The organism is Chryseobacterium sp. Leaf201 (assembly GCF_001421435.1).
GTDB lineage: Bacteria > Bacteroidota > Bacteroidia > Flavobacteriales > Weeksellaceae > Chryseobacterium.
Window position 1 is genome coordinate 26206 of the sequence record NZ_LMKA01000101.1, and the last position, 25226, is coordinate 51431.

The following is a 25226-nucleotide window of genomic DNA, read 5'->3' on the forward strand; positions in this document are numbered from 1 at the left end:
GGCTTTTTTTTATTAAATTAGCACATCAAAAATTTATCAGAAAATGATCTCTACAAAGTATCTTGAAAACCTACAGAACGAACTGCAGAATATTGAAAATGACGGTCTTTACAAAAAAGAAAGGATTATTACTTCTCAGCAGAGTGCGGAAATAGAAGCCAACGGGAAAAAGCTTCTGAACTTCTGTGCCAACAATTACCTGGGATTATCCAACCATCCGGAAGTGATGAAATCTTCCCAGGATATGATTGAATCCCACGGATACGGCATGTCGTCTGTTCGTTTCATCTGCGGGACTCAGGATATCCACAAGCAGCTGGAGCAGAAAATCGCTGAATTTTTAGGACTCGAAGATACGATCTTATATGCTGCATGCTTCGATGCCAACGGCGGGGTTTTCGAACCTCTCTTTACAGAAGAGGATGCCATTATTTCAGATGAACTGAACCACGCTTCGATCATTGACGGCGTACGTCTGTGTAAAGCCGCAAGATACCGTTACAAAAACAACAACATGGAAGATCTTGAAGCTCAGCTGATTGCCGCTTCCGAAAAAAGCCACCGTTTTAAAATTATCGTTACGGACGGCGTATTCTCTATGGACGGAATTGTTGCAGACCTGAAAGGTGTTTGTGATTTAGCGGATAAATACGATGCACTGGTTATGGTGGATGATTCCCACGCGACAGGATTTATCGGAAAGACAGGCCGCGGAACCCACGAAGCCAACGAAGTAATGGGCAGGGTAGACATCATTACCTCTACCTTAGGAAAAGCTTTGGGCGGTGCCCTGGGCGGATTTACTTCCGGTAAAAAAGAAATTATTGATATGCTGAGACAGCGTTCAAGACCCTATTTATTCTCCAATTCACTCGCACCCGGAATTGTTGGGGCAGCACTGAAAGTTCTGGATATGATTTCTGAAGACACTTCTCTCCGTGACCAGGTGATGGAAAATGCAGAATATTTCAGAAAGGAAATGAAAGCGAAAGGCTTTGATATCCCGGATGGCGATGCCGCGATTGTGCCTGTGATGCTTTATGATGCACCTTTGGCCCAGAAAATGGCTGAAAAGTTAATGGATGAAGGCATTTACGTAATCGGGTTCTTCTATCCAGTAGTGCCGAAAGGAAAAGCAAGAATCAGGGTTCAGCTTTCTGCAGCACACACCAGAGAACATCTGGATAAAGCCATTGCTGCATTTGAAAAAGTGGGGAAAGAGCTGGATGTGATTTCTTAAAAGCAGACTTATGAAAAAAGTACTGCTGATCATCGGTTTCGTCTGTTTCCAAAGTTTTTCTGCGCAAAACATCATGGATTTTGATCTTAAAAATGTTGAGCTGCAGGGTATGCAGCCTGTAAAAGTAAATAAGGAAATGAAATCTGCAGGGATTGCCAAAATCCCTTTTGTAACGGATAATCCTGAGATAATTTCTAAAATTACAGATGCTGATATTGCCTCTAAAATTACCAAAGTCTACGGGTTTGTTTATGACAATCCCAAAGACGACCTGCATGACGGAGGTGTGTATATTTATCAGTTTAAAACGAAAAAAGACCTGGATAATTATCTTGCCAAAAATTTTGAGCAGCCCAATTACAGGGTTTTAGTGAAAGACCTGTTTTATATCCGCATCTGGAGTGACTATGGCTACCAGATAGAGGGTAAGGAAACAAGCGACGATCACTTAAATAAACTGGAAAAATATTATACCCATTTAGGAGCGAAAAAAATCCGGTTAAAGCAGGACAAATCCAATATTACGGTGGTGCAGTAGCTTATGAAAATAAAATTATTGTTTTTACTGTATTGTGTATTTTTTGTTTCATGTAAAACTAAAATCAACCAATATGTAAAAGATGATAACAGCACCAATAAAAGAAACGGAAAATGGGAAGAAGAATACTCTTCAGATGAAGGAACTCTGATTTCCATCGGGAAATATAAAAAAGGAGAGAAAATTGGTATCTGGAAGACTTTTTTAAATCATCAACTGTTCCAGAAAGATAAAATCAGGAAAGATATTACAAAAACCAAAAGGTATTTTCCCGACGGAAAAATGATGGAACAAGGTCAGAGTAAATTCGATATTTCAAAAGAAGAACGCCACTGGTTTTATTTCGGAGACTGGAAATTTTATAATGATCAAGGAGAACTTTTATACATTAAGAAATATTTTAATGGTAATAAAACCGATAGTATTTCTTTCAAAAAATAGGTAAAAATGCTTTATACGATAATAAAAGCGCTTCATATAATTTTTATGGTCAGTTATTTTGCGGGAATTTTTTATCTCGTAAGAATTTTTGTGTACTATAAAGATACCGACGGATTCCCGGAGGAAAAGAAGAAGATTTTAAGGGAACAGTATATTTTTATGGCAGGAAGGCTGTGGAACATCATCACCGTTCCGGCCGGAATTATCATGGCAGTCTGCGGGCTGGTCATGATTTTCTTAAACACCGGATTAATGAAAACACCTTGGTTCCATCTGAAGCTGACTTTCCTTGTCGGCCTGGCATTCTATCATTACTGGTGCTGGAAAAAAGTACTGGAATTAAAGAAGCTTGGCGGAGCTACACTCGGAACGGCCAATATCAAACTGAGGCAGGCCAACGAGATCGCCACCTTTATTCTGTTCCTTGTGGTATTTACAGTGATCCTAAAAAATGGAGTTATTGAATACTGGTGGCAATTAATCACAGGATTTTTCGTTCTGGTATTTCTGATTATGATGACCGTAAAGTTGGTTAATAAGAATAGAAAAAGTAATAATTAAATTAACAGTTAAGAATGCCTGGCAGAGATTTATAACTCAACTTTCAATCTGCAGCCGGCAAGTGTAACTCGTAATTTACAACTCATAACTATAAAACATGTTTGCAATTTTAAAAAAAGAACTTTGGAGTTATTTCGGGAACTGGAGCGCATGGCTGATCATTGCAGCGTTCAGCCTGATTGCGACGCTGTTTCTGTTTTTTTTCGACAATGATTCCAATATTTTTGAAATCGGGACCGCTTCATTACAGAGCTACTTTGTGTTGGTACCATGGTTCCTGATGTTCATCATTCCCGCGCTTTCAATGAAAACTTTTGCTGAGGAACAGCAGACCGGTACCTTAAACTGGCTGTTTTCCCAACCGCTGAAAGTTTCAGACCTGGTATTCGGAAAATTTCTTTCTGTCTGGATCGTCGGGATTTTATGTCTGATTCCGTCACTGATTTACCTGTATACGGTATATGTCTTAGGCGTTCCTGCGGGAAATATTGACCTGGGGATGACCTTCGGAAGCTATATCGGGCTGATTATCCTGATTGCCGCATTTTCAGGAGTAGGGATCCTGGCCTCCTCTTTTTCACAGAACCAGATCATGGCGTACCTGCTGGGTGTTTTCATGTGCTTTATCATGTATTTCGGAATCGAACAGCTGGCCAGTTATAAATTATTGGGCGGCGCAGATTTTATTCTGCAGAATATCGGTTTTTACCAGCATTTTCTCGGCTTTACGAGAGGGCTTATTGATTTTAAGGATGTCGCCTATTTCGTGTTGGTTATCGGTGTAACCCTGGTATTGTCCAATCATTTCATCAATAAAAAGAAGTAAAAGTATGAAGAAGATACAGTTCAGATCCCCGGTAGGAATTTTGCTTTTTGTAGTGCTGCCGCTGGTTATAATCCTGGCCGTTTCAGGAATCAGATTGGATTTAACCCAGGAAAAAAGATATACCCTTTCCGATAATACCATCAAAGTTTTGGAGTCCGTAAAAAAGCCGATTATGGTTGAAGTTTACCTCGAAGGTGATTTCCCTGCGGATTTTAAACAGCTTCAGAGCGAAACCAAATTCATGCTTGAAAATTTCAGGAAAGTGAATTCAAAGGTGGATTTCAAATTTATAGACCCGATTGAAACAAAGATCCCGAAAGACAGTTTATTGTCTCACGGAATATACCCGTCTGTTCTGGACGACAGAAAAAGCGGGAAAACTTCACAGATCGAAATTTATCCTTATGCACTGATTAAGAACGGAAAAGTAAAAGTAACCGTGCCGTTGGTGGTGGAACAGAATTATACGGATAATGCCGAGTTGCTTAACAAATCCATTGAAAACCTGGAGTATAATTTTATTTCCAGATTAAAAATAGCCACCAATGAAAGTTTCAAGAAAGTAGGCGTTCTGGTGAACCAGGATGAACTGAGTCCGGGCGAATTCCAGGGCTTTATGAATCTTGCGCTTGAAAATTATGATGCGGGACCGATTATCCCTAAAAACCAGACCGAACTTTCATTAGCGGATGTCCCGTTGCTGAAACAGATGAGTGCCCTGGTGATTGCAAAGCCCAGAAAAGCGTTTACGGATGGCGAGAAAGTAATTCTTGACCAATACATCATGAACGGCGGAAAGACCCTTTGGATGATCGATGCCGTGAATGCGGAAATGGATACACTGATGCGTTCTGAAAAGCTGATGCCTTATCCGGTTGACCTTAATCTGACGGATTTCTTTTTCAATTACGGCATTAGGATCAATCCGGCTCTGGTAAAAGATGTAAAAAAGTTTGCCAAGCTGAAATTTGTTGCCGGGGAAGTAGCCGGAAATGCACAGTATTCTACACAGCCGTGGCCTTATTTTCCGTTGGGTATTGCAGAAAATGAAAACCCTGTTACTAAAAATATCAATCCCGTAAAATTTGAGTTCCCGACTTCAATTGATACATTGGGCGGAAGGAAAAATATCAGGACAGACGTTCTTTTTGAATCCAGTGAAAGAACATCACTGAAACAGGTCCCGAATTACGTAAGCTTGGAAGAAATCAACAGTGTAGACAGCTTAGGACAACTGGAAAAACCTAGCACGCCTAAGATTTTTGCCGTGGCTTTACAGGGGAAATTCACTTCTGCCTATGCTTCAAGGATCGAAAGGAAATCGTATCCCGGTTTTAAAGCGTCAAGTCCTGAAAATAAAATGATCGTGATTGCCGACGGAGATATCGCCAGAAATAAAGTGGTGAACGGAAAACCGATGCCTCTGGGAATGGATGTCCTTACACAGGAACGTTTCGGAAACGAACAGTTCCTTAAAAATGCATTGGACTACCTTTTGGACGACAGCAACCTGATGGAGTTGAGAAACCGGAATATTGAAGAACGGCTTCTAGACCGTTACCTGATCAACGAAGAAAGAAATTACTGGCAGTGGTTCAACCTGCTGCTTCCTTTAGCAATTATTGCTGTTTTGGGAGGATTGTTTTTCTGGCTGAGAAAGAAGAAATTTGGATAACCATAACCATAAAAAGAGAAGTGTAAGCTTCTCTTTTTTATTTTGAATATAATGAATCAGTTTAGTTATTTCTTATCCCGATTCTCATCAGTCATTTTAATTGGATTCTGTCTTACATCGAAAACATCATTAATTTCAATTCGGTTCTTTTTTTCGTTGAACCAGTAAATGATTTTATAGTTTTTATAAATCAAATATCTGAAATTTTCTTTTCGTTCTAAAAGTAATTCTTCTTTTTGTCCGATTTCTTTTTGAAAATCAAGAGTATTTGTCTTTTCAGCAATTCCGGAAACTAAATTTCTTGCAATTTTAAGGCTTGCCTTTAATTTGTAATAATCAAAGATGTTTCTTAATTGTTGCTTTGCAAAATCTGTCCAGAATACTTTTACTGCCATTGTTTAATTTCAGAAAGTAAATCATCCGATTCAGTAACTTTGTTATTTTCAGAATCTTTTAATGACTGATCAATTCTGGTATTCAATTCTTCAATCGAAAATGAATTAAATTGATCTTCATTACCGATTAAAATCTTTTCTAGGCGAGAAATTAATTCCTCACTTTGAATTTTCAGAAACTCCTGAATAAATATTAATTTTCTCGTTTGAATATCCACGACTGATGTATTTAAATCAAAATTACAAATTAATTTTATATTGTGTTCATATATTACCAGTTCATAAATTCCCTGAATTTTGGATAAGTCATGAGTTTATAGATAAAAATAAGCATTCCCAAAGATTCAAGGATTGAAGCTATTACGAAAAATAGATTAGCATTTGGATAGTGGGTAATTTTTAAAAAGGCACCGATCAGGTTTGATAAAAATCCCATCAGGAAAATAATAACAGCATATTTGGTTTTCATGAAATAAGTTTTGATTCCAAATATAGATAATCTTAAATGAAATAATATTTCTATTTGTTGAAAATTATTATTCAATTAAACAACCTCCTAAATTCTCCCGGCGACTGGTTTGTCTTCTGTTTAAACAGCTTACTGAAAGACTGCGGATGCTCAAACCCCAGTTCATAAGCAATCTCACTTACCGAAAGACTCGTAGTGCTCAGGCGTTCCTTTGCCGTGTCAATAATTTTATTCTGAATGTGCTGCTGCGTGTTCTGTTGGGTATGGATACGCAGTAAGGTGCTGAGGTAATTGGCGGAAATATTCATTTGTGCGGCAATACTTTTCACGGAAGGAATGCCTTTTTCGATGAGGTTTCCGCTTCTGAAATATCCGTCCAGGACTTCTTCAAATTTCAGCAGCAGTTCATGGCTGGATTTTTTCCGGGTAAGGAACTGGCGTTCGTAAAAACGTTCGGCATAAATCAGGAACAGTTCAAGCTGGGCCACAATCAGTTCCTGCGTGAATTTATCCATATTGTTCTGGTATTCCCTTTCAATATTTTTAAACAGGTCTACAATGATTTTTTCTTCCTTATCAGAAAGGAAAAGCGCTTCATTGATCTGGTAGCTGAAAAATTCATATGATTTTATTTTTTTGATCAGTGAAGTCCCCCAGAGAAAATCCGGGTGAATCAGCAATAGGTAACCGGTCGGTTTTACCTCAATATCAGGTTTCATTTCCAGGCTCAGGAACTGAAGCGGCGACACAAAACAGAGTACACCGGAATCAAAATCATATTCCTGCTGTCCGTAATTAAATTTGGCATTAACATTCCTCTTCAGTCCCATGGAATAAAAATTCTGGATCCATTTCAGCTCGGTATCATCGGTAGGATAATTCACCTGGCTGTAATCAATCAGGCTGATCAGCGGATGCTCAGGGTTCGGAAGGTTGCAGAACGCATGAAAATCGGATAGCGAATTAAAACGGAATGCCTGTTTCATAATGACTAAGTTAGATATTTTTGTAAAAAGCACAATGCAGAAAGTGCTCATTATTTAAGCCCTATTGTAATCTCGGCTTAAGAAATGCAGCGTTAAGAAAATGAACCCTGTTACGTTAAATAAATTCTACTGTATAAGTGCGGACAATATTCTACCGGAGCAAAAATATAAAATCCGCACGGGTTTTAGAACAGAGTTCATTTTTAGTGAAAGCTTCCAGTCTTGACTTTTTGTTTTTTTGAGTGAATGCCAAGGAAAATGATCAGATCACGGTGGATAAGGTCAGGCTTTCCCATTTGTCAGCTTCGCCTTTCATCATCTCAAATTTTTTATCCAGTGCTTCAGTGGCACCGCTTCCCAATAGGAAATGCACAGGCGGATGTTGCTCTTCACTGATTTTGATGATGGCTTCTGCGCCTTTTTCAGGATCATTGGGCTGGTTTCCGTTGATTTCATCCAGGTGGGCCTGTTCAGAATTTCTTGCAGCTTCATATTCTTCAATTACATTTTCAGGCGTTCTCACAGATTCTTTGCTTAAAAAATCGGTTCTGAAATATCCGGGATACACCACCGTGGCTTTCACTCCGAAATCTTTAATTTCCTCTGCCAGCGATTCCGTAAGTCCGGCAACCGCAAATTTTGTCGCACAGTAAATTCCCCAGCCCGGAAAATTCCCGGAATATCCTCCGATCGAAGAAATATTGAAAATGTGCCCTGATCTCTGTTGGCGAAGATAAGGCATTGCATTTCTGATCACATTCAGCGTTCCGAAAACATTGATGTCGAAATTGGCCCTGGCTTCTTCGTCTGAAAGTTCTTCCAGCGTTCCGATCTGTCCATACCCCGCATTGTTGACCATTACATCTAGCTGCCCGAAATGTTCGATGCTTTTCCCGATGGCAGATTTTACATTCTCAGGATCCGTTAAACTGACTTCAAGAGGCAGGAAATGCTCCGATTGTTCTCCGATTTCAGAATGCAAAGACTGAATAGTTCTGCTTGTTGCCACCACACGGTAACCCTGTTCCAATAATTTTTTAGCCAAAGCCAATCCTAAACCTTTTGAAGCTCCTGTTACGAACCATACTTTTTTTGTTTCCATTTTTTAAATATTTTTTGTTTTAAATGATGGTACAAAGATGGGGAGATGAACAGCGGGAAAAGTAGCCCGATCCGCGAATGATGTATCCGGATCGTGAATATTAATTACAGGGAAGGATCATATTGCAGATGAGTAATGATATCATCTTTTAGGTTAAGGCAGAAACTGTATCCGTTGTTGTAATAATCTGCCATAAGAATTTCAGTGTGGATGGTATTTTTATGGTCGATGTCAATAGTAACATCCCAGATTTCAAGACCGTTAAACCAATCAGGATCCATTTTTTCAGGCTTGTAATCCGTATCGGCAATCCTGTAGAAGTCTATCAGTTCTTTTTTTAGTGTGGCAAGCCATTCAAAATGGAAGATGAGTTTTATTATTAAAAGTTCATCAGGCTGTTTTTCTGAAAAGACATTGAGCCATTGTGTCCTTACATTTTTATTACATATAATAAGGTCTTTGACAGAATCTGAAAAGGTAATCTGATAACCGGGATTATCCCAGACTGTTATAATATCATCCAAAGAAAGCATACTTATTTTTTTTGGCTTGCTGCTTCGCGAAGGTCGCGGTAGACTTTTGCTGTTCTGAACGGAAAAGAGTTCTCCTTACTGATTTCCTGAAGGAGCTTTAAAAACCTTTCTTTTTCTTTTTTCTCATACGAATAGATAGGAGATGCATCAGATTCCAAAATTCTTTCAGCTTCATGATAGGAGCCTAAAAGATAGAGGGTTTTCGCAAGAATATATTGTTCCTGGTGTGACCTGTTCTTTTTACGTAATTCATACAGCAGGTCAAACAACTTATTGATGCTTTCTGCAGAGGGGCCGGATTTTTCAAATTCCAGAATAAGTGCAGTGAAATAAGGAACCGGTTCTTTCATAGGGTTTTATTCAGTATAATGCAGTTACCGTCCCGTGCCCGATTAATTTATCACCTTCAAAAAAATCGAAATCCATGCCTTCATATATTTTCCTGTAAGTTTTTCTGGATTGAGTAATGTGATCTCTGCATGTACGCTGTCACCGGGAAAAGCCAGATCCGTTCCTGCAAATTTCTGTATGCCTGTAAACAGGTTTTTATCAAATGGGAATTTGAACCCGGGTCTGTAACCTGATGAGACCGGTGTGGGTCTTCCTCCTTCTTCTGTTGGGGTATAGGTCAGCAATGCTGAAAAATGGGATTTTGATTTCATATGGCCGGTTGTTTTCAGTCTGTTCGATTACAGTCTATGGGTTTTTAAGCAGTGAAGTTTTACGAACTGTACTTTAAAGATAATAAATTTAGCTTTTATAGACGTCATCACAGTATTATTTTACGGAGTTCATTTCTCTTTAAGATATAATACAGAACCATAATCTTTACGGGTAATGAATGCTGTTTTCATTTAAATCAACAGTAGGTTAAATCAATAAAAGAGCTGATTACATTTAGTAGAAAAGATTTAAAAATGGTATTGAATTATTTACCGTATATTTTTCCTGATCCTGCTGAGTGACTGCTGGGTAATCCCGAGATAGGAAGCAATATAGGAAAGCGGGACGCGGTTGGCCAGGCCCGGGTAGTGTTCAAGAAACTCCAGGTAACGGGTGGTGGCATCCTGGGAAACAAGCGGACTGATCCTTTCCACCTTCCTTACCAAAGCCCTGGAAATTATTTTCTGCATCAGGCTGTCCCAGATCATGACCGTCCCGGAAATTTCTTCCCAGTTTTTTTTCGGAAAGATAATAAGCCTGCAGTCTGTAACTGCCTGCAGATAAGAGGTGGCAGGAATTTCATTGTCGAAACTGGCTTTGCAGATCACCACATTGTTTTCCTCTACGAAATATTTGGTAATTTCTTCTCCTTTGCTGTTGTAATAATAGTTCCGGAGAATACCTTCAGTCATAAATCCGGTCTGCCTGACCACTTTTCCTGCTTCCGCAAAATAAGCGTCTTTTCTGAGTTCCGTTTCAACGGCATTTGCGGTAATACAACTGATCTGCTGTTCGTTCAGATCACCGAATTTCAGCAGATAATCAATAAACTCTTTCATTCCTGCAATATACTTTTTCTTAGTTTCCGGATCTTTACCATTTGGTAAAAAATAAAGAGAAACCCGGAAGTTTCTCTTTAATGATTAATTGAAATCAGTTCTTACCACGGGCTGATTCCGCTTTCATCCTCAATATCATTGCTGTAGAACTGTCCGGTTGGTGCATATTCATCGGTTAAGGTATGCTTAATGATAAATGATGCGGCACTTTCTACGGAACCCGGCCCGCTGTGGTGGTTGAAATCCGTTGCGGTATAACCGGGATCAATGGCATTTACTTTAAAAGGCAGATCTCTCAGTTCATACGCCAGAACAATAGTGTAGGCATTCAAAGCTGATTTGGAAGGCCCGTAAGCCGAATTTTTTACATGGTAATATTTCCAGTCCGGATCGCTGTGCAAAGTCAGTGAACCCAGTCCGGACGTGATGTTGCTGATTCTCGGGCTGTCCGACCTTTTAAGCAGGTCCAGAAAAGTCTGGGTAATGCTGATCACACCGAAAAAATTGGTCTCAAAAACTTCTTTGATACCTTCTACCGGAGTTTCGGCAGCCGTTTGAGGCTGTATTCCCAGAATTCCGGCATTGTTGATCAGGAGATCCAGTTTTCCCTGTTCTTTTTCAATACAGTTTTTTGCGGCTGAAACCGATTCCGGACGGGTAACATCAATTTCAATGGCTTTGATATTTTGGAACCCTTTTTCATGTAATTCCTGTACGGCTTTTTCCCCGTTTTCAAGGCTGCGGCTTCCCAGGTACACGAACAGTCCCTGTTCTGAAAGTTGTTTTGCTGTTTCAAAGCCGATGCTTCTGTTGGCTCCTGTAATTAATGCTGTTTTCATATTTCTTTTAATTGATGGTGTAAAATTCCGCCAATTAATCAGGATGGCATTTGCCATTTGGCAAAAAGCGATGAAAAGGTCTTAAATAATTAGCCTGTTTAAATATAAGTCTGGAAACTCGTGATCAGGATAACCTGCAGAATTAATCTGTGACCGAAGAATCATTGGATATTTTGTCTGTCTAATTATTTTTTTCCAAAACCGGAATCAGGTGTTCCCAATTCAGCTGCCTGGCAAAATCCAGAGCTGTTTTTCCGTTGTTTGCCTTTAAGTTTCTGTCAGCTCCGTTTTCCAGCAGAACTTCTACAGAACTTAAATTCCCGGCAATTGTTTCTTTATGGAGAATGGTTAATCCGTTTTCATCTGCATTGGTCATTTCATCCGGATACTCTTTTAGAAACTTGATGAAATCTTCCTTCATATTCCTGCTCATGGGATGTTCAATCAGGTTTTCCGGCTTTTCTTTTTGTTCATAGACCACTTCTATATCGTTAACATCCCCGAAATCAAGCTGCCACGCGCTGTCATGGTCTTTTCTTTCAGCCGGTAGCATATCAGAACGCATTTTCTGAATCGTAAACCCGCCATATACTTTCGGTAAAGGATCAGCAGAAGATGAAAATAATTTTGAAAGCCCCGTTGATTTCTTTGTTGCCGGAGTGATAGCAAAGAGCCAGTCGCTGATTTCATTAAGCGGCACTTCTACGTAATCTCCGACCTGAATATTGGTTAATTCATTCGGTTCGTTAATAAGATAGCCTTTAACATAGTCGCCGTCAAAATCAATATCATTGATCCACATATGTTCTATTATCGGACTTTCAGATGTTGGGTCTTTCTGCGAAAAAGCGACTTTCACACAGGAAACTGCCAGTGCCGGAATAATTCTTCTGTATTCCCAGGATTGTTCCCTCCAGAAATATTTAAAGGTCTGCTGGGCTTTCTGGTAAGCCTCAATCATTTCAGAATCTGCACCGTCTGCAAAAAAGATGGGATTATTTTCCATTATTTTTAGATATTTTGTGATTTAATTGTCGGAAATTTGAAATTGAGCGCGCTGAAACCATGATCAACAGACACCCGATACCACTTTCCTGATTACTAAAGTACGGAAAATATTTAAACGGAAGTTTGAATTAATATAAAAGCTTTCAGATGTTTTTTCCTGTATGATCACATTCTGGACACAGAATTCAGTTTCAAATCTGTATGATTTCTGTAATTCTCTATCAGCATTATACATTTAAAACTTTTCAAGTAAAGACAGGTTAAATTATGGATTTAAACAGAATTTAAGTCAACATAATTTTAAATCTGAAGTCTGAAATCTAAGATCTAAAATCTATCAATCTATTTAATATTCTTCCTGATTCTGCTCAAAGAAGACTGTGTTACTCCCAGATAAGAAGCAACATAGGAAAGCGGGATACGGTTGACCGCAGTAGGGTAGACCTCCAGGAATTTCAGGTATCTCGTGGTGGCATCTTCCGAAACAAGCGGGCTTCTTCTCTCTACTTTCTGCATCAGTGCCCTTGAAATAATTTTATGGACAATGGCATCAAAACCGACGATCGTCTGTAAGAGCTCCTGCCAGTCTTTCTTCTGAAAAACAATCATCCTGCAATCGGTAACTGCCTGGACATAGGCTGTAGAACAGATTCCGTTATCGAAGCTTTCCAGGTCTACCACCAGATTGTTTTCTTCAATAAAATATTTGGTGATTTCTTCACTTTTATTGTTGTAATAGCAGACACGCAGGATGCCGTCTATATTAAAGCCTACCTGGCGCGCAATTTTCCCGGCTTCAGAGAAATATGCTTCCTTTGGAAGATCAAGTATCGTAGCTTTGGCGGCAATAAAATCCATCTGCTGCGGGTTGAGGTTCCCGAATCTTAAAATGAAATCAAACAGTTCTTTCATGAACGCAAGATAAGTAAACCCGGCTTTTTATCATTTGCCATTTGGTAAATATTTTACCGGATTCAGTATTCGATTGTAATATTGTGTAGTACATAAGCCTGATTTTTTTTATTGATTGATAACCATATAATTAAGCTGTCTCCTGAAATCAACAATACCATTCGCAAGAATGGTATTATGATCAATTATTTTTTTGGATTATGTCTTTTAGTTCATAAAGTAGGAATTTAGCTTTGTTTTTTTATTTTACTGTAATGGTCATATTCGGAACAATAATATCCCCGGTAGAACCTGAATAACGCTGTGCGAATATCTCAATATAATCATTACTCAAAAGTTCCGTAGTTCCGTTGATAGGCAGTACAACAATATCATTGACAGCAGATCCACGGCCGTATACTTTATACTGGTTCAGTACGGTGCCGTTTTTAGCAATATAAATGATGTACGTTCCTGCAGCCGGAACCTGGAATGAAACAGAACCTGAGATCTGGAAAATTCTTTTCTTTTTACCCAGATATTTCAGCCTGTTAGGCACACCGTCCGTTGAAAAACGGAATAAATTGGAGGATGTGGAAACCGAAGTCGCCGTCCCGATTTTTACAATATTACTCGGGTTGGCAGTATTGAAACTAACCCCGATTCCTGTTCCCACTGCATAATCTACCGCAAAATCACCCACTGCATTGGCATCTGTTTCCGTTGGGATTCCGGCAGCCCTTACCGTCCAGCTGTTGTTAAAATTATATCCGGGATAGGTTCCTGTAGTGTAAGCTCTTACATAACCCGCAGTATTGGTTCCTGTAAAGACAACGGATTCCAGGACGGCATCCCCCGTAATGGTAAGGCCTGTAGCAGAAACATCAAGACCAATTGCCGAGCCGTTTACCTGACTGAAGCCTCCCTGTTTTTCAACCAGAGTAAAAGTTCCCGTTAATCTTTCATACGTTCCTGTGTTATTCCCAAACCAGCCCATGTTGCTCAGCAGCAACTGCGTGATATTATTATAGGTAATACCGTTGGCGTTGCCTGAAAACTGGATAATGCTTGTGAATACCAGTCCGAATCCCGAAACAGTACCCACGGTATTGGAGTTGGAAACAATACAGTCTCTGAAAATCAGGTTTTGGGTGGAAGCACCGTTTAGGTTAAAAACACTGCCGCCGGGAGCACTCAGCGATAAACTCCTGATGCTGCCGCCTGTAGACCCTTCGAAAATATTACCGGAAGCACGGGTGATGATGTCATTTTCGGTATCCAGGCCATGGATGTAGGAATTATTGATGTCAATCGGGAAATCAAAACTGATCTGCCCGTTGATTTCATATAAAGTATTGGAGTTCATTACATATCTGGATCCGCCTCCGGCAGCAAGCTCAGCAGCCAATACCGTAGCCAGGACATCTGTAGACCGTATTCTTTTAAAATTCAGCCTTGCTGTTACACCGCTGGCTATGGGAGACCAGGATGCGGTGGTGCCAACATAGTAGAAAAACTGTTTCAGTGTGGTATCATAGACCATCAGGCCGTCTGCCGGCGAAAGTATTGCGTTCCGCTGGGTTGTGCTCATTCTCGGGGTCAGCATCCCACGGGAGGTAGAGGCTATGTCAAGAGCAGAACTTGGGTTCGGTGTTGTTGTTCCTATTCCCACCTGCGCGTTGGCAGTGAAAGCCAGCAACAGGAATACCAGAGATAACAATCTCCCGGGATTATAAATAGTAGAAGGGTTCATCATAATACAAGAATTAAGTAATTGCTGATTTTACAGCTGTTAATAAATTAATCTGATTAAATTTATTTTAACCTGGATTTATATTTCGGCAAATATAATAACTCATTATATGGTGGCTTATGATCGTAATCATAAGTGTTTGAATAGCAATAATTTGATTGTTGTTTACGGAGTGTTGGCAGCTATGGATAGAAATAACAGCTCAGGCAGGGCTATGACTGCATTCTTTTCAATCCGTAATCCCGGACGGATAACCGTATTTAAAATGTGATAATTTGTTGTGTTTAAATTTTAGTATTGAAGCTTTGCAGAAACTTTTAGGTTGACGTTTAGATTTAGCAGATTTAAATCCATACCAAAAATCTGCCGGAATAATTTTAAAGCAGGTTCTAAAAAATAAACAGTGAAAGTAAATTTCTTTATTGAAAAATCGAATGAACCGTAAGTTAAACGTCTTTTATAAAATCTTCATATTCATAATAAAACCTTTCAAAACCGTCCATTTTTTCCAGGAAGAATTCAAAGGTCTGCTGCCATGTATTTTTGTTGAAAATAGAAACGCCGTATTGTTCCACCCAGATCCTGCTGATGGTTTTTCCGTTTTCCAGTGTAAAATGTTCATCTTTATGAAATTCCCCGATATAGTCTTTCAGGATGTCTTCCAGCGACCAGATTTTCTCGTAATACGCATTCCGGAAAACCTCGTCTTTCATTTCGATATCCAGGGATACCTCTGCTTTTTTATTATCTGCGTAAAATTTGAATGACATATCCTTGATTTTTGTGTCATACAGAATCCATTTCCTCGGGAAAGACTTTCCGAAAGCCGTCCAAAATTCTTTTTTTAACTGCTGTGCTTCCTGTTTACTGAACATAAAACAAATATAGTGATTTAGCTGAAAAAAAAGGACTGATCTCTCCATCCACTGCTTCAGCCCTGCATTTTTTATCTTATAATCAATCTGCTGTCATATCTCAAACAATTTTCTTATTTTTGTTGAAATGCTGTCTAAAAAATCCCAATACGCTTTTAAAGCGCTGTCATACCTTGTAGAAAAGAGAAATGACGGCCCTGTTCTTATTTCAGAAATTGCAGACCGCAAGAAAGTTCCTTTGAAGTTTTTAGAAAATATCCTGCTTGAACTTAAAAAAGCAGATATCCTGGATAGTAAAAAGGGAAAAGGCGGCGGTTACCTGTTAAAGCAAAACCCTGAAAATGTAACGCTGGCACGGATCATCCGGCTGGTGAACGGACCAATTGCCCTGCTTCCCTGTGTAAGCCTTAATTTTTACGAGAAATGCGAAGACTGCAATGAAGATCACTGCGGACTGCATGACGTATTAATCGAGGTACGGGATGCCTCGCTCGGTATCCTGGAAAGCAAAAATTTAATGGACCTGGTGGATTAGTTTTCCATATCGCTTAAATAGTAGTCTACTCATTTGGTAGGCTAATTATTTTGTCAGATATTTGCATCACTTCAAATGAATAAATTATGATTTCAAAAGAAGATGCAGCCATATTGGAACAGCTTCCTGCAGAGGAGGGGCTTAGATTTGTATCGTTAAGATTCCCGGAAGGCGCTGTTTTTTCCACTTCACTCGGTCAGGAAGATCAGGTAATTACCGATATGATTTTCAGGGCATCCCTGCCTGTAAAGGTCTTCACATTGGATACGGGAAGGCTCTTCAACGAGCATTATCAGTTACTCGCCCAGAACAATTCAAGATATAAAGTAAAAACAGAAGTTTATTTCCCTGATGCTTCAGATGTGGAAACCTATGTTAATGAGAAAGGCATCAACGCATTCTATCAATCTGTAGAAAACAGGAAGCAGTGTTGTTTTATCCGGAAGGTTAAACCTTTAAACAGAGCACTTGCCCGCGCCGGTATATGGATCACAGGCCTGCGTTCTGAACAGTCGGAGAACCGTGAGCGTATGCCGGTTATTGAATGGGATGAAGAACGTCAGCTGTATAAATACAATCCTCTGCTGCACTGGAGCTATCAGGAGGTTCTGGATTACCTGAAACAGCACAATGTACAGGAATTGCCTCTGCATAAAGAAGGTTTCATCAGTGTAGGATGCCAGCCCTGTACCAGAGCGGTTACCGAAGGTGAAAATCCCCGTGCCGGACGCTGGTGGTGGGAAAATTCACATAAAGAATGCGGACTGCATACCCATTAATTCTAAAATTTCAAATAATGATTACCCATAAACTAGACTATCTGGATCAGCTGGAAGCAGAAAGTATTTATATGATGCGTGAGGTGGCGGCACAGTTTGAAAAGCCGGCCCTGCTCTTCAGCGGCGGAAAAGACTCCATAACCCTGGTTCATCTGGCCATCAAAGCCTTTTCACCCATGAAAATCCCGTTTCCTTTGGTGCATATTGATACAGGACATAATTTTCCGGAAGCACTTGCCTTCAGGGATTATTTAGCAGAAAACATCAATGCGGAACTGATTGTACGGAAAGTGGAAGATACCATCAAAGCCAGAAATCTGACAGAGCCTAAAGGGAAATTTCCGTCCAGAAACTGGCTGCAGACCCATACCCTGTTAGATACGATTGAAGAATTCCGGTTTGATGCCTGCATCGGCGGAGCGAGGAGGGATGAGGAAAAGGCAAGGGCTAAGGAGCGTTTTTTCTCTGTCCGTGACGAATTCGGGCAGTGGGATCCGAAACTGCAGCGCCCCGAACTCTGGAATATCTACAACGGAAGAATCAGCAAAGGGGAAAATGTGCGGGTGTTCCCGATTTCCAACTGGACAGAGCTTGATGTGTGGAATTATATCAAAAAGGAAAATATTCAACTGCCTCCGATCTATTTTTCGCATGATCGTGATGTGATTGAATTTGAAGGCCAGCTGATTGCGGTTTCAGATTTTATTCGTATTGATGAGCATGATACCGTTATGAATAAAAAAGTCCGGTACAGAACGGTCGGAGACATGACCTGCACGGCTGCCGTAGAAAGTGCGGCGGCAACATTGGATGACGTGGTCAGCGAGATTACAGCGTCGAGGATTTCAGAAAGAGGGGAAACCCGGATTGATGATAAGGTAACGGAAGCTGCCATGGAAGACCGGAAAAAAGGAGGATATTTTTAAAGGAATAAGTAATCGGCAATGGGTAATAAGTAATACGAAACTTACTGCATTTGCTCAAGATGAAAAATACAGGCGGTTTAAAAATACTCATTACCAATTATTCATTATTAATAAACAAACATGGACATATTAAGATTTATCACTGCGGGAAGCGTAGACGACGGAAAAAGTACCCTGATCGGAAGGCTTCTGTATGACAGTAAAAATATATTGATCGACCAGCTTGAAACCCTGGAGAAACAGTCTAAAAACAGGAATGAAAACGGGATAGACCTTGCCATTGTAACGGATGGGCTGCGGGCTGAGCGTGAGCAGGGGATTACCATTGATGTTGCCTACCGGTATTTTTCCACCCCGAGAAGGAAGTTTATTATTGCTGATGCGCCGGGGCATATCCAGTATACCCGGAATATGGTTACCGGAGCTTCCAATTCACAGCTGATGGTCATCCTGATTGATGCAAGACAGGGCGTAATCGAGCAGACCCGGAGGCATTCAATTATCGCTTCTTTACTGCGGATTCCCCATATAGTGGTAGCGGTGAATAAAATGGATCTGGTAGACTATTCTGAGGAGATTTTTAATGATATAAAGGCCCAGTATGATCTGGTAGCTAAGAAACTGGGGCTGGAACAGATCAGCTATTTCCCGATTTCGGCATTTCACGGTGACCACATTGTGGAAAGGTCGGGCAATATGCCTTGGTACAAAGGTGAGGTGCTGCTGGATTTTCTTGAAAATGTCAACATCCATGAAGGCCGTGATTTTGAAAGCCCGAGATTCCAGGTGCAGTATGTTATCCGTCCGCAGACTGATGAGCTGCATGATTACAGAGGTTATGCAGGAGAAGTAATCTCAGGGATTTACCGGAGAGGCGATACTATTGCGGTTCTTCCCCAAAATATCCAGACCCGGATTTCAAAGATTGAAACCGGAGGCCATGAAGTAGAATCTGTATTTGCCGGACAGCCCGCCGTTTTACACACCGAAGATGATATTGACATCAGCCGGGGCGATTTTTTAGTACAGTCCGGAAGCCTTCCGAAGGTTGAAAATGAAATTGAAGCTGTGGTCTGCTGGCTGGATACCAAAAACCTGAATGAAGGAAATAAATATTTTATCCAGCATAAAAGCAGGGTCTTAAAAGCCGTTGTGAAGCAGATAGAATATAAAATTGATGTCAATACACTGGAAAAGATCCCGGTTTCAGACAGTATCGGACTTAATGAAGTGGTGAAAATCCGTCTTAAAACAGCTTCTCCATTGGTTTTTGACCGTTTTGAAGACCATAAAAATACGGGGAATGCGGTTCTGATTGATGAGACCAGCCATTCCACTGTAGGAGCAGTCATGATTTTGTAATCCGGATCCATTATATACTTAAGAACTCCGGAAAGGATCTCAAAACTAATATTCATTTATAAGATCAGTATAATTTCATGCTGTTTTTAAAACCTCAAATAACATAAGACCGCAATGGTGATTTCTAAAAAAGTTCAGTTCAGGCTAAATCTGTTTTTTATTACGGCAGCGGTATTGCTGATTGTTGTTTTATCCATGTATCAGCTCGGGTATCTGGATGAGCTGTTCACCGTTCTGGCAAAGGACAACCATATTTTCTACTGGATGCTGCTGGTAGGGGTACTGGCTGAAGTTGTAGCAGGTTCTATGGGGATGGGCTACGGAGTAATCTGCACCACAACACTTTTATTCCTGAATATTCCGCCGCATGCCGTAAGCGCAAGCATCCATTCGGCAGAGAGTTTTACCACAGCTGCGGGGAGCCTGAGCCACATCAGATTAAAAAATGTAAGTAAGAGCCTGGTGAAAAGGCTGGCAATACCGGCCGTAATCGGCGCAGTAATCGGGGCAGTGTCTTTAACCTATCTCGGGGAATATTATTCTAAAATAACCAAAACGCTCATTTCCTTTTATACCTTATACTTAGGCATTCAGATTCTTTCCAATGCATTTAAGACGATGCAGGATAAAAAACTGAAGAAGAAAACCAACCTGACGAGGCTGGGGGTGATCGGAGGTTTTATCGATTCTTTTGCCGGAGGCGGATGGGGTCCGCTGGTGACCGGAACATTGATTAAAAATTCCTTTACCCCGCGATTTGCCGTCGGCAGTTCTACGGTGGCCAAATTTATTTTAACTTTCACGGCCGCTGTTACCTTTATGTTTACGCTGGGAATCCAGCACTGGAATATCATCCTTGGACTGCTGCTCGGCGGCATTGTTACCGCACCGTTTTCTGCCATGCTCACGGCAAAGCTTCCTGTAAAGGGAATGTTTATTTTAATCGGGACTCTTGTGATTGTAATGAGCTCGATAACGATTTATAAATCTGTACTTTAATATCTAATTTACGGTCTATTGTAAAAATACAGGGATGAAATAGATTTTTGGTTTTGAAAATATTCTACATTTACATCCTTAAAAAAATAATATGAACGTACATGTTGTCGCGTTGTTCAGGATTAATGAAAATTATCTGATGGAAGCGGTGGAACTTTTTCAGCCTTTGGTAAGGGAAACCCGTAAAGAAGAAGGGTGTCTGCAATATGACCTGATTGAAGACAAAGTGACCAAGGGAACTTTTTTTATGGTGGAGCTGTGGGAAACCGAAGAGCACCTGAACCGCCACAACGGACAGGACCATCTGCTGGATTTCCGCAGGGATGTTTCCAAAATACTGGAAAGCTCCACACAGGTTTATAAAGGGTCTAAAATTTTATAGCAGAAATAGATCAGGAACCGATAAGCGGAAAGTTTCGTTTGTGGTTCCGGAGAAAAAGTAAAAAGGCTGTCCACCTTAGTGAACAGCCTTTATAGAAAAAATAGAAAGTATTAAAGTTCAGATTTTATTTCACAATCAGTTTTTTAGTCTCTGTCTGGCCGCCGAAAGTGATTTTTACCAGGTAAGTTCCTGAAGCAAGATGGGATATATTGAGATCCTGTTTATAGAAACCGGCCTGATTGGTCAGTTCTTCAGCATATAATTTTTTCCCGGAAAGGTCATACACCTCTACATTGCCTTTGCTGTTCTGCTTTTCCTTACTGTCAAACAAAACTGTCACATTTTGACCGGCCGTTGCAGGATTCGGATAAATCCCGAATGATGCTTTCTTACCGACTGCTATATCATAGGTGCCTAAGAAAGATGTTATATTTTTATACTTGAAGTACATATTTCCCGTACCGCTTCCTTCGTTGGAAATGAAATACATCCTGTAGTACTCAGAACCCTGCTTAATGTAATACACTACATCATTGTAGATGCCGGTCGTAGGTTTCCAGCTATGTCCCACAGCCGTAATATTATTTGAAAATGCCGAAGAAGCAGGAAGCGTTGAGGTGGCTGTTGCCTGTGTTTCGGGCTGTACTTTGGCTACCGTAATATTGGTATTCTGGATCACACCTGCCATTCTGTACTTCATTGTTGCGGGCTGTCCCGTACCCGGATTAATATACGAATAATCAGTCCAGTACCGGGTGAACATAAGGTCCCAGTTGGCTTTGGCAGGCTCTGCATTGGTTACTTTATCACCTGTTGCAAAAGAAAAATAATTGAAATATGCATCATCGCTTCCGTTGGCAATCGTTTTGAAAACCGTGGCATCCCATGAACTGTTGGCGGCATTCCATTTGGCATATTTGAAAGTATAGCCTCCGAAATAATCATCAATCATGAATTTATAGTAAGTTCCGGAAGCATATTTTAAAATGAAGATTACTTTTCCTTCCACATGGTGGTTTCCGGGATTGTATTCTCCCCATCCGTAAGCAGCGGTTCCCTGTTCAAAAGCACCCTGCTGAATCGTTGCTGTATTGTCAAGGTTATACAGTGGAGCTCCGTAGGCGGAAATACTGTTGGACGTAATGGCATTCCAGTCATTCGGGTTATTGGATGCCTGATATACCTCTATGTTCTGCGCGTCATTGATTCTCGTTCCGAAATTCATGGATGAATTCCTGTAAAATGCAATATCCCAGCTGTTGGCAGGCTGAGAGACCGTATTATTCGCACTTAAATCAAAAAACACACGGTTCTGATAGTTGGCGCCCATCGTCATATTTACAGTGGTGTAGCCGTTTGCGTCAACCTGTGCCAAAGCAGTCTGTTGGATACCGACAGCAAACAGGGCTGCTAAAAGTAATTTTGTTCTCATAGGGTATAATATTATTGTTATTTAGAATTATTCTACAAAACTATATAATTATTTTTAATTGTTCTAAATAAAAACATGATTTTTATCGTGTTTGATTTTTTTACAGATAAAATGTAAATGATATTGTTGTCTTTCTTGATAAAAAAAGCCGACTTATGAAAATCACAAGCCGGCCAACAATATGTGTGCTGATCAATTATTTCTTAATGAATTTTGATTTTATTACCGAACCTTCAGCATTTTCGATAAGGATATAATAGACACCGGTCTGAAGCGTGCTGATATCAAAAGATCTTCCGGAAAGCTTGCCTTCGGCCACTTTCTGACCTCCGGCTGCATAAACCTGAATATTCTTAGGATCTTTCTTGGCTATAAATTCTAAGGCTGTATTTTCAGCATTTACGGCAAACTGAGCGTTATCTTTTGTTTTTGATGCGTCGATAACAGCAAGGCTGGGGGAAGCTGAATATACAACATCATCAATAAGAATCGCAGCGTGTGCAACACTTCCTATGAATCTGAAAGCAATATACTGGAATGTAGACGCAGGTATTGTATAGGTTAAAGTCTGTGGTGCAACAGAAGAAACCGTAACCGCTGTACCGATCGGAGTAAATGTTGACATATCGGTATTGCTGGAAACAAGTCCTACCTGTACTGAACCTGATCCGCCTGAACCTGTTGTCTGTGCTACCTTAAAGGATAAAGTCTTAGTACCTGTTGGAGCAGTAATCTGTGGAGTAATAGCGTAGAAAGGAACATTAGGTGTAAAAAATGTATAAGCCTGTAAGTATTTGTTGCCATTTGCAGCATCCGGATACATCCGTTGTCCGGCGAGGACACTGGTCCACCCATTTTGAGGTAATGGATTATTGGCGCCGGCATTGAAAGACTCAAAATTTTCATTGATAGATTCCATTTGTGCATGTGCTGACATGGCTGTTAACAGTAAAGTTCCTAAAAGTAGTCTTAATTTCATAACGTTATTTTTATTTAGAATTATTCTACAAAATTAATTAATTATTTTTAATTGTTCTAAATAAAACATTATATTTGTCGAAATTTTTTGCATCTATGAAGAAGAAAGTGCTCTCCATCCTGTCATTATCCGTTGTTTTATGGATAAATGCACAGGATAAAGATTCTCTTAATCAGAGTAAAATAGAAGAGGTTGTTCTTACCGGGCAATTTACACAGCAGTCTATAAATAAGTCCATTTATAAGGTTGAAGTCATAGATGCACAGCAGATTAAAAATATGGCCGTAACGAATGTTGCTGAAGTATTGAATCAATCTTTAAATATACAGATTACACCTGATACCAATTCAGGAAATTCAACGGCTAATATTTTGGGACTGGGAGGCCAGTATGTTAAAATCCTGATCGATAATATTCCTGTAGTAGGAGATACCGGATTAGGAAGCAATATTGATCTTACGAAACTCAGCCTGACAAATATTGAAAGGATTGAAATTGTAAAAGGCAGTATGGGAGTGGAATACGGGAACGGTGCTTTAGCTGGAGTGATCAATATCATTACTAAAAAAAGCAGTTCCAAAAAATTAAGCATAAGGACAAGCTTACAGGAAGAAACGGTACGGGACAAATACAATCTTAGAAAAAAAGGACAAGGAAGACACATTCAGAACCTTAATGCAGCCTATAATTTTAATGACAACTGGTTTACCAATATTAGTTTCAACCATAATCAGTTCATGGGTTATGAGGGTACCAAAGAAGGGTATAAATATTTTCAGCAGAATAATTTACGGGGCTATGAATGGAATCCTAAAGATCAGTATGAAGCCAACGCGCTGATAAAATATGCTAAAAATAAAACGTCATTCTTCTACAAAGCCTCTTATTTGAACGAAACATTCAATTATTATAATCCGAAAGTTGACAGGATTCCTTTAAACGATGGTATGGGCGGAGTGGTTTATAAGAGTCTTGACAGGAATTATAATACTGAACGCTGGATTCACCAGTTTAATATTCAAACCCAATTAGGACAAATCCGCTATATGGGAGATTTTTCCTATCAGAACCAGAACCGGGAATTTTACGATTATAATTATGATATTCCCAACAGGGTAAAAGACCCGAATTATAATGAGCAGTCCTATTATAAGACAGATGTGATATATTCCAGAGGTATGTTCAGTAACTTTTTAGACAGTAAAAAATTTGATTTTCAGCTGGGTTATGAGCTTGATCATACAGACGGTTATGCAGCTCTGATAGCGGGTGAATTTAACGGAAACAACATCTCAAGGAAAATTTTCACTTACGGTACTTTCCTTTCTGCGGAATGGAATATTTCAGATAAGTTCTCTCTTAGGCCCGGGACAAGGCTTTCCGTAAGCAACAGATTCGATAATCAGTTTAACTATTCACTTTCTGCAAGATATAAGACTTCTGAGAACTCCAATATTAGAGGTGTTTTCGGTACAGCAAACCGTTATCCCACCTATGATGAATTGTTTACTTATTTTGTAAATGTAAACCACGATATACAGGGCAATCCTGATCTTAAGCCTGAAACCGGGTATTCTGCAGGACTTTTCTGGGATCAGGGATTTTCATTAGGCAACGGATGGAAATTCAATTATAACCTTGAAGCTCTATATGTAGACTTGAGTGATAAGATTGAAAATGTAATGATTGTACGTCCTTCTACCTATAAATATATGAATCTGGATAATTACAGAAGTCTATTATTCGGAGCAAATGCAAATGTGATGAAAGATCAGTTTTCAATTGGTGTAAGAACATCCTTAAATGGGATTTCTGTTTCCAAGCAGGAAATGGATGTTAGAACTCCGGAGGATTTTCAGTATAATTTTCAGGCAGGAGCAAATGCAGGCTATAAGATAACAGGATCCCGTACGGCATTCAATCTATATTATAAATATACAGGACCGGCAAGGATATATATAATTGAAAATGAGGCTTTCCGTCTGGCAAAAACAGACGGTTTCCATATAATGGACTTCATTGTAAGCCAGCCATTCTGGAAAGACCGTCTGGAACTTTCATTGGGGGTTAAAAATATATTTGATGTAACTACTATCAACAGTACTAACAATACGGCAACAGGGCATAATGCAGCAACAGACCGTCTCAACTTATATTATGGCAGAAGCTATTTTGCAAGATTAATGTATCAATTTTAA

General features: G+C 39.8%; 29 protein-coding genes. 13 read left to right on the forward strand and 16 right to left on the reverse strand.

Annotated elements, in window-relative coordinates; translation table 11 throughout:
- Positions 1 to 43: 43 nt before the first annotated feature.
- The 6 genes from kbl to gldG all read left to right on the forward strand — a co-directional run bounded on the left by kbl (position 44) and on the right by gldG (position 5281).
- On the forward strand, positions 44 to 1240 hold the full coding sequence (gene kbl, locus ASE55_RS15300; protein WP_056221509.1) for a glycine C-acetyltransferase: 1197 nt from the start codon (positions 44 to 46) through the stop codon (positions 1238 to 1240).
- Between the two features lie 10 nt (positions 1241 to 1250).
- The gene (locus ASE55_RS15305; RefSeq protein ID WP_056221512.1) at positions 1251 to 1778 is read left to right on the forward strand and encodes a hypothetical protein; all 528 of its coding nucleotides are present in this window, start codon (positions 1251 to 1253) and stop codon (positions 1776 to 1778) included.
- A gap of 3 nt (positions 1779 to 1781) precedes the next feature.
- Positions 1782 to 2219, forward strand: coding sequence for a hypothetical protein (locus ASE55_RS15310; RefSeq protein ID WP_056221515.1), 438 nt, complete (start codon positions 1782 to 1784; stop codon positions 2217 to 2219).
- Between the two features lie 6 nt (positions 2220 to 2225).
- Positions 2226 to 2780, forward strand: coding sequence for a CopD family protein (locus tag ASE55_RS15315; protein ID WP_056221518.1), 555 nt, complete (start codon positions 2226 to 2228; stop codon positions 2778 to 2780).
- 97 nt (positions 2781 to 2877) lie between these two features.
- Complete coding sequence (locus ASE55_RS15320) at positions 2878 to 3606, forward strand: ABC transporter permease (protein ID WP_056221522.1); 729 nt, start codon at positions 2878 to 2880, stop codon at positions 3604 to 3606.
- Positions 3607 to 3610: 4 nt separating this feature from the next.
- The gene (gene gldG / locus ASE55_RS15325) at positions 3611 to 5281 is read left to right on the forward strand and encodes a gliding motility-associated ABC transporter substrate-binding protein GldG (RefSeq protein ID WP_056221524.1); all 1671 of its coding nucleotides are present in this window, start codon (positions 3611 to 3613) and stop codon (positions 5279 to 5281) included.
- Between the two features lie 65 nt (positions 5282 to 5346).
- On the opposite strand, the gene ASE55_RS15330 is transcribed toward gldG, so the two are convergent.
- From ASE55_RS15330 to ASE55_RS15395, 14 genes are all read right to left on the reverse strand, one after another.
- Positions 5347 to 5676 (reverse strand): type II toxin-antitoxin system RelE/ParE family toxin, encoded by a 330-nt coding sequence (locus ASE55_RS15330; protein WP_056221526.1) that lies wholly within the window; start codon positions 5674 to 5676, stop codon positions 5347 to 5349.
- Positions 5667 to 5894: a hypothetical protein gene (locus ASE55_RS15335; RefSeq protein WP_056221529.1), complete on the reverse strand. Its 228-nt coding sequence runs from the start codon at positions 5892 to 5894 to the stop codon at positions 5667 to 5669. Before ASE55_RS15335 ends, ASE55_RS15330 begins: the two co-directional genes overlap by 10 nt.
- Before the next feature lie 53 nt (positions 5895 to 5947).
- Complete coding sequence (locus ASE55_RS15340) at positions 5948 to 6145, reverse strand: hypothetical protein (protein WP_056221532.1); 198 nt, start codon at positions 6143 to 6145, stop codon at positions 5948 to 5950.
- Positions 6146 to 6216: 71 nt separating this feature from the next.
- Complete coding sequence (locus tag ASE55_RS15345; RefSeq protein ID WP_056221535.1) at positions 6217 to 7131, reverse strand: helix-turn-helix domain-containing protein; 915 nt, start codon at positions 7129 to 7131, stop codon at positions 6217 to 6219.
- Positions 7132 to 7393: 262 nt separating this feature from the next.
- Entirely contained in the window at positions 7394 to 8233 is an 840-nt protein-coding gene (locus ASE55_RS15350; protein WP_056221538.1) for an oxidoreductase, read from the reverse strand.
- A 104-nt stretch (positions 8234 to 8337) separates the two neighbouring features.
- Entirely contained in the window at positions 8338 to 8766 is a 429-nt protein-coding gene (locus ASE55_RS15355; protein WP_056221541.1) for a hypothetical protein, read from the reverse strand.
- Positions 8767 to 8768: 2 nt separating this feature from the next.
- The gene (locus ASE55_RS15360) at positions 8769 to 9116 is read right to left on the reverse strand and encodes a hypothetical protein (protein WP_056221542.1); all 348 of its coding nucleotides are present in this window, start codon (positions 9114 to 9116) and stop codon (positions 8769 to 8771) included.
- A gap of 42 nt (positions 9117 to 9158) precedes the next feature.
- Positions 9159 to 9428 (reverse strand): hypothetical protein, encoded by a 270-nt coding sequence (locus ASE55_RS15365; RefSeq protein ID WP_056221546.1) that lies wholly within the window; start codon positions 9426 to 9428, stop codon positions 9159 to 9161.
- Between the two features lie 270 nt (positions 9429 to 9698).
- Positions 9699 to 10268 (reverse strand): Crp/Fnr family transcriptional regulator, encoded by a 570-nt coding sequence (locus tag ASE55_RS15370; protein ID WP_056221549.1) that lies wholly within the window; start codon positions 10266 to 10268, stop codon positions 9699 to 9701.
- A 101-nt stretch (positions 10269 to 10369) separates the two neighbouring features.
- Positions 10370 to 11107, reverse strand: a complete 738-nt coding sequence (locus tag ASE55_RS15375) for an SDR family oxidoreductase (RefSeq protein ID WP_056221783.1) — start codon at positions 11105 to 11107, stop codon at positions 10370 to 10372.
- A gap of 181 nt (positions 11108 to 11288) precedes the next feature.
- A complete protein-coding gene (locus tag ASE55_RS15380; protein WP_056221553.1) occupies positions 11289 to 12113 on the reverse strand; it encodes a DUF2314 domain-containing protein in 825 nt (274 codons plus the stop codon).
- A 344-nt stretch (positions 12114 to 12457) separates the two neighbouring features.
- Positions 12458 to 13027, reverse strand: a complete 570-nt coding sequence (locus ASE55_RS15385; protein ID WP_056221556.1) for a Crp/Fnr family transcriptional regulator — start codon at positions 13025 to 13027, stop codon at positions 12458 to 12460.
- Positions 13028 to 13268: 241 nt separating this feature from the next.
- A complete protein-coding gene (locus ASE55_RS15390; RefSeq protein WP_056221560.1) occupies positions 13269 to 14762 on the reverse strand; it encodes a hypothetical protein in 1494 nt (497 codons plus the stop codon).
- Between the two features lie 443 nt (positions 14763 to 15205).
- Positions 15206 to 15634 (reverse strand): DUF4268 domain-containing protein, encoded by a 429-nt coding sequence (locus ASE55_RS15395; RefSeq protein ID WP_056221564.1) that lies wholly within the window; start codon positions 15632 to 15634, stop codon positions 15206 to 15208.
- Positions 15635 to 15761: 127 nt separating this feature from the next.
- On the opposite strand from ASE55_RS15395, the gene ASE55_RS15400 reads away from it, so the two are divergent.
- The 6 genes from ASE55_RS15400 (at position 15762) to ASE55_RS15425 (ending at position 20617) form a co-directional block, all read left to right on the forward strand.
- The gene (locus ASE55_RS15400; RefSeq protein ID WP_056221567.1) at positions 15762 to 16169 is read left to right on the forward strand and encodes an RrF2 family transcriptional regulator; all 408 of its coding nucleotides are present in this window, start codon (positions 15762 to 15764) and stop codon (positions 16167 to 16169) included.
- 86 nt (positions 16170 to 16255) lie between these two features.
- Positions 16256 to 16948, forward strand: coding sequence for a phosphoadenylyl-sulfate reductase (locus ASE55_RS15405; RefSeq protein ID WP_056221570.1), 693 nt, complete (start codon positions 16256 to 16258; stop codon positions 16946 to 16948).
- A gap of 17 nt (positions 16949 to 16965) precedes the next feature.
- A complete protein-coding gene (gene cysD / locus ASE55_RS15410; RefSeq protein WP_056221572.1) occupies positions 16966 to 17874 on the forward strand; it encodes a sulfate adenylyltransferase subunit CysD in 909 nt (302 codons plus the stop codon).
- Between the two features lie 120 nt (positions 17875 to 17994).
- The gene (locus ASE55_RS15415) at positions 17995 to 19236 is read left to right on the forward strand and encodes a sulfate adenylyltransferase subunit 1 (protein WP_056221576.1); all 1242 of its coding nucleotides are present in this window, start codon (positions 17995 to 17997) and stop codon (positions 19234 to 19236) included.
- Between the two features lie 114 nt (positions 19237 to 19350).
- Positions 19351 to 20235 carry a sulfite exporter TauE/SafE family protein gene (locus ASE55_RS15420; RefSeq protein WP_056221579.1) on the forward strand — a complete coding sequence of 295 codons (885 nt, stop codon included), beginning with the start codon at positions 19351 to 19353 and terminating at the stop codon, positions 20233 to 20235.
- Positions 20236 to 20326: 91 nt separating this feature from the next.
- Entirely contained in the window at positions 20327 to 20617 is a 291-nt protein-coding gene (locus ASE55_RS15425) for a putative quinol monooxygenase (RefSeq protein ID WP_056221581.1), read from the forward strand.
- 124 nt (positions 20618 to 20741) lie between these two features.
- On the opposite strand, the gene ASE55_RS15430 is transcribed toward ASE55_RS15425, so the two are convergent.
- Together ASE55_RS15430 and ASE55_RS15435 are read right to left on the reverse strand one after the other, a co-directional pair.
- Positions 20742 to 22049: a T9SS type A sorting domain-containing protein gene (locus tag ASE55_RS15430; RefSeq protein WP_056221584.1), complete on the reverse strand. Its 1308-nt coding sequence runs from the start codon at positions 22047 to 22049 to the stop codon at positions 20742 to 20744.
- A 196-nt stretch (positions 22050 to 22245) separates the two neighbouring features.
- Positions 22246 to 23028, reverse strand: coding sequence for a T9SS-dependent choice-of-anchor J family protein (locus ASE55_RS15435; RefSeq protein ID WP_056221588.1), 783 nt, complete (start codon positions 23026 to 23028; stop codon positions 22246 to 22248).
- 95 nt (positions 23029 to 23123) lie between these two features.
- Between ASE55_RS15435 and ASE55_RS15440 the strand changes: the two genes are divergently transcribed.
- Positions 23124 to 25226, forward strand: coding sequence for a TonB-dependent receptor plug domain-containing protein (locus tag ASE55_RS15440; RefSeq protein ID WP_056221591.1), 2103 nt, complete (start codon positions 23124 to 23126; stop codon positions 25224 to 25226).

Coding starts and splice junctions, on each gene's coding strand:
- kbl (WP_056221509.1), top strand. CDS start 44: ATGATCTCTACAAAGTATCTTGAAAACCTACAGAACGAACTGCAGAAT.
- ASE55_RS15305 (WP_056221512.1), top strand. CDS start 1,251: ATGAAAAAAGTACTGCTGATCATCGGTTTCGTCTGTTTCCAAAGTTTT.
- ASE55_RS15310 (WP_056221515.1), top strand. CDS start 1,782: ATGAAAATAAAATTATTGTTTTTACTGTATTGTGTATTTTTTGTTTCA.
- ASE55_RS15315 (WP_056221518.1), top strand. CDS start 2,226: ATGCTTTATACGATAATAAAAGCGCTTCATATAATTTTTATGGTCAGT.
- ASE55_RS15320 (WP_056221522.1), top strand. CDS start 2,878: ATGTTTGCAATTTTAAAAAAAGAACTTTGGAGTTATTTCGGGAACTGG.
- gldG (WP_056221524.1), top strand. CDS start 3,611: ATGAAGAAGATACAGTTCAGATCCCCGGTAGGAATTTTGCTTTTTGTA.
- ASE55_RS15330 (WP_056221526.1), bottom strand. CDS start 5,676: ATGGCAGTAAAAGTATTCTGGACAGATTTTGCAAAGCAACAATTAAGA.
- ASE55_RS15340 (WP_056221532.1), bottom strand. CDS start 6,145: ATGAAAACCAAATATGCTGTTATTATTTTCCTGATGGGATTTTTATCA.
- ASE55_RS15345 (WP_056221535.1), bottom strand. CDS start 7,131: ATGAAACAGGCATTCCGTTTTAATTCGCTATCCGATTTTCATGCGTTC.
- ASE55_RS15350 (WP_056221538.1), bottom strand. CDS start 8,233: ATGGAAACAAAAAAAGTATGGTTCGTAACAGGAGCTTCAAAAGGTTTA.
- ASE55_RS15355 (WP_056221541.1), bottom strand. CDS start 8,766: ATGCTTTCTTTGGATGATATTATAACAGTCTGGGATAATCCCGGTTAT.
- ASE55_RS15360 (WP_056221542.1), bottom strand. CDS start 9,116: ATGAAAGAACCGGTTCCTTATTTCACTGCACTTATTCTGGAATTTGAA.
- ASE55_RS15365 (WP_056221546.1), bottom strand. CDS start 9,428: ATGAAATCAAAATCCCATTTTTCAGCATTGCTGACCTATACCCCAACA.
- ASE55_RS15370 (WP_056221549.1), bottom strand. CDS start 10,268: ATGAAAGAGTTTATTGATTATCTGCTGAAATTCGGTGATCTGAACGAA.
- ASE55_RS15375 (WP_056221783.1), bottom strand. CDS start 11,107: ATGAAAACAGCATTAATTACAGGAGCCAACAGAAGCATCGGCTTTGAA.
- ASE55_RS15380 (WP_056221553.1), bottom strand. CDS start 12,113: ATGGAAAATAATCCCATCTTTTTTGCAGACGGTGCAGATTCTGAAATG.
- ASE55_RS15385 (WP_056221556.1), bottom strand. CDS start 13,027: ATGAAAGAACTGTTTGATTTCATTTTAAGATTCGGGAACCTCAACCCG.
- ASE55_RS15390 (WP_056221560.1), bottom strand. CDS start 14,762: ATGATGAACCCTTCTACTATTTATAATCCCGGGAGATTGTTATCTCTG.
- ASE55_RS15395 (WP_056221564.1), bottom strand. CDS start 15,634: ATGTTCAGTAAACAGGAAGCACAGCAGTTAAAAAAAGAATTTTGGACG.
- ASE55_RS15400 (WP_056221567.1), top strand. CDS start 15,762: ATGCTGTCTAAAAAATCCCAATACGCTTTTAAAGCGCTGTCATACCTT.
- ASE55_RS15405 (WP_056221570.1), top strand. CDS start 16,256: ATGATTTCAAAAGAAGATGCAGCCATATTGGAACAGCTTCCTGCAGAG.
- cysD (WP_056221572.1), top strand. CDS start 16,966: ATGATTACCCATAAACTAGACTATCTGGATCAGCTGGAAGCAGAAAGT.
- ASE55_RS15415 (WP_056221576.1), top strand. CDS start 17,995: ATGGACATATTAAGATTTATCACTGCGGGAAGCGTAGACGACGGAAAA.
- ASE55_RS15420 (WP_056221579.1), top strand. CDS start 19,351: ATGGTGATTTCTAAAAAAGTTCAGTTCAGGCTAAATCTGTTTTTTATT.
- ASE55_RS15425 (WP_056221581.1), top strand. CDS start 20,327: ATGAACGTACATGTTGTCGCGTTGTTCAGGATTAATGAAAATTATCTG.
- ASE55_RS15430 (WP_056221584.1), bottom strand. CDS start 22,049: ATGAGAACAAAATTACTTTTAGCAGCCCTGTTTGCTGTCGGTATCCAA.
- ASE55_RS15435 (WP_056221588.1), bottom strand. CDS start 23,028: ATGAAATTAAGACTACTTTTAGGAACTTTACTGTTAACAGCCATGTCA.
- ASE55_RS15440 (WP_056221591.1), top strand. CDS start 23,124: ATGAAGAAGAAAGTGCTCTCCATCCTGTCATTATCCGTTGTTTTATGG.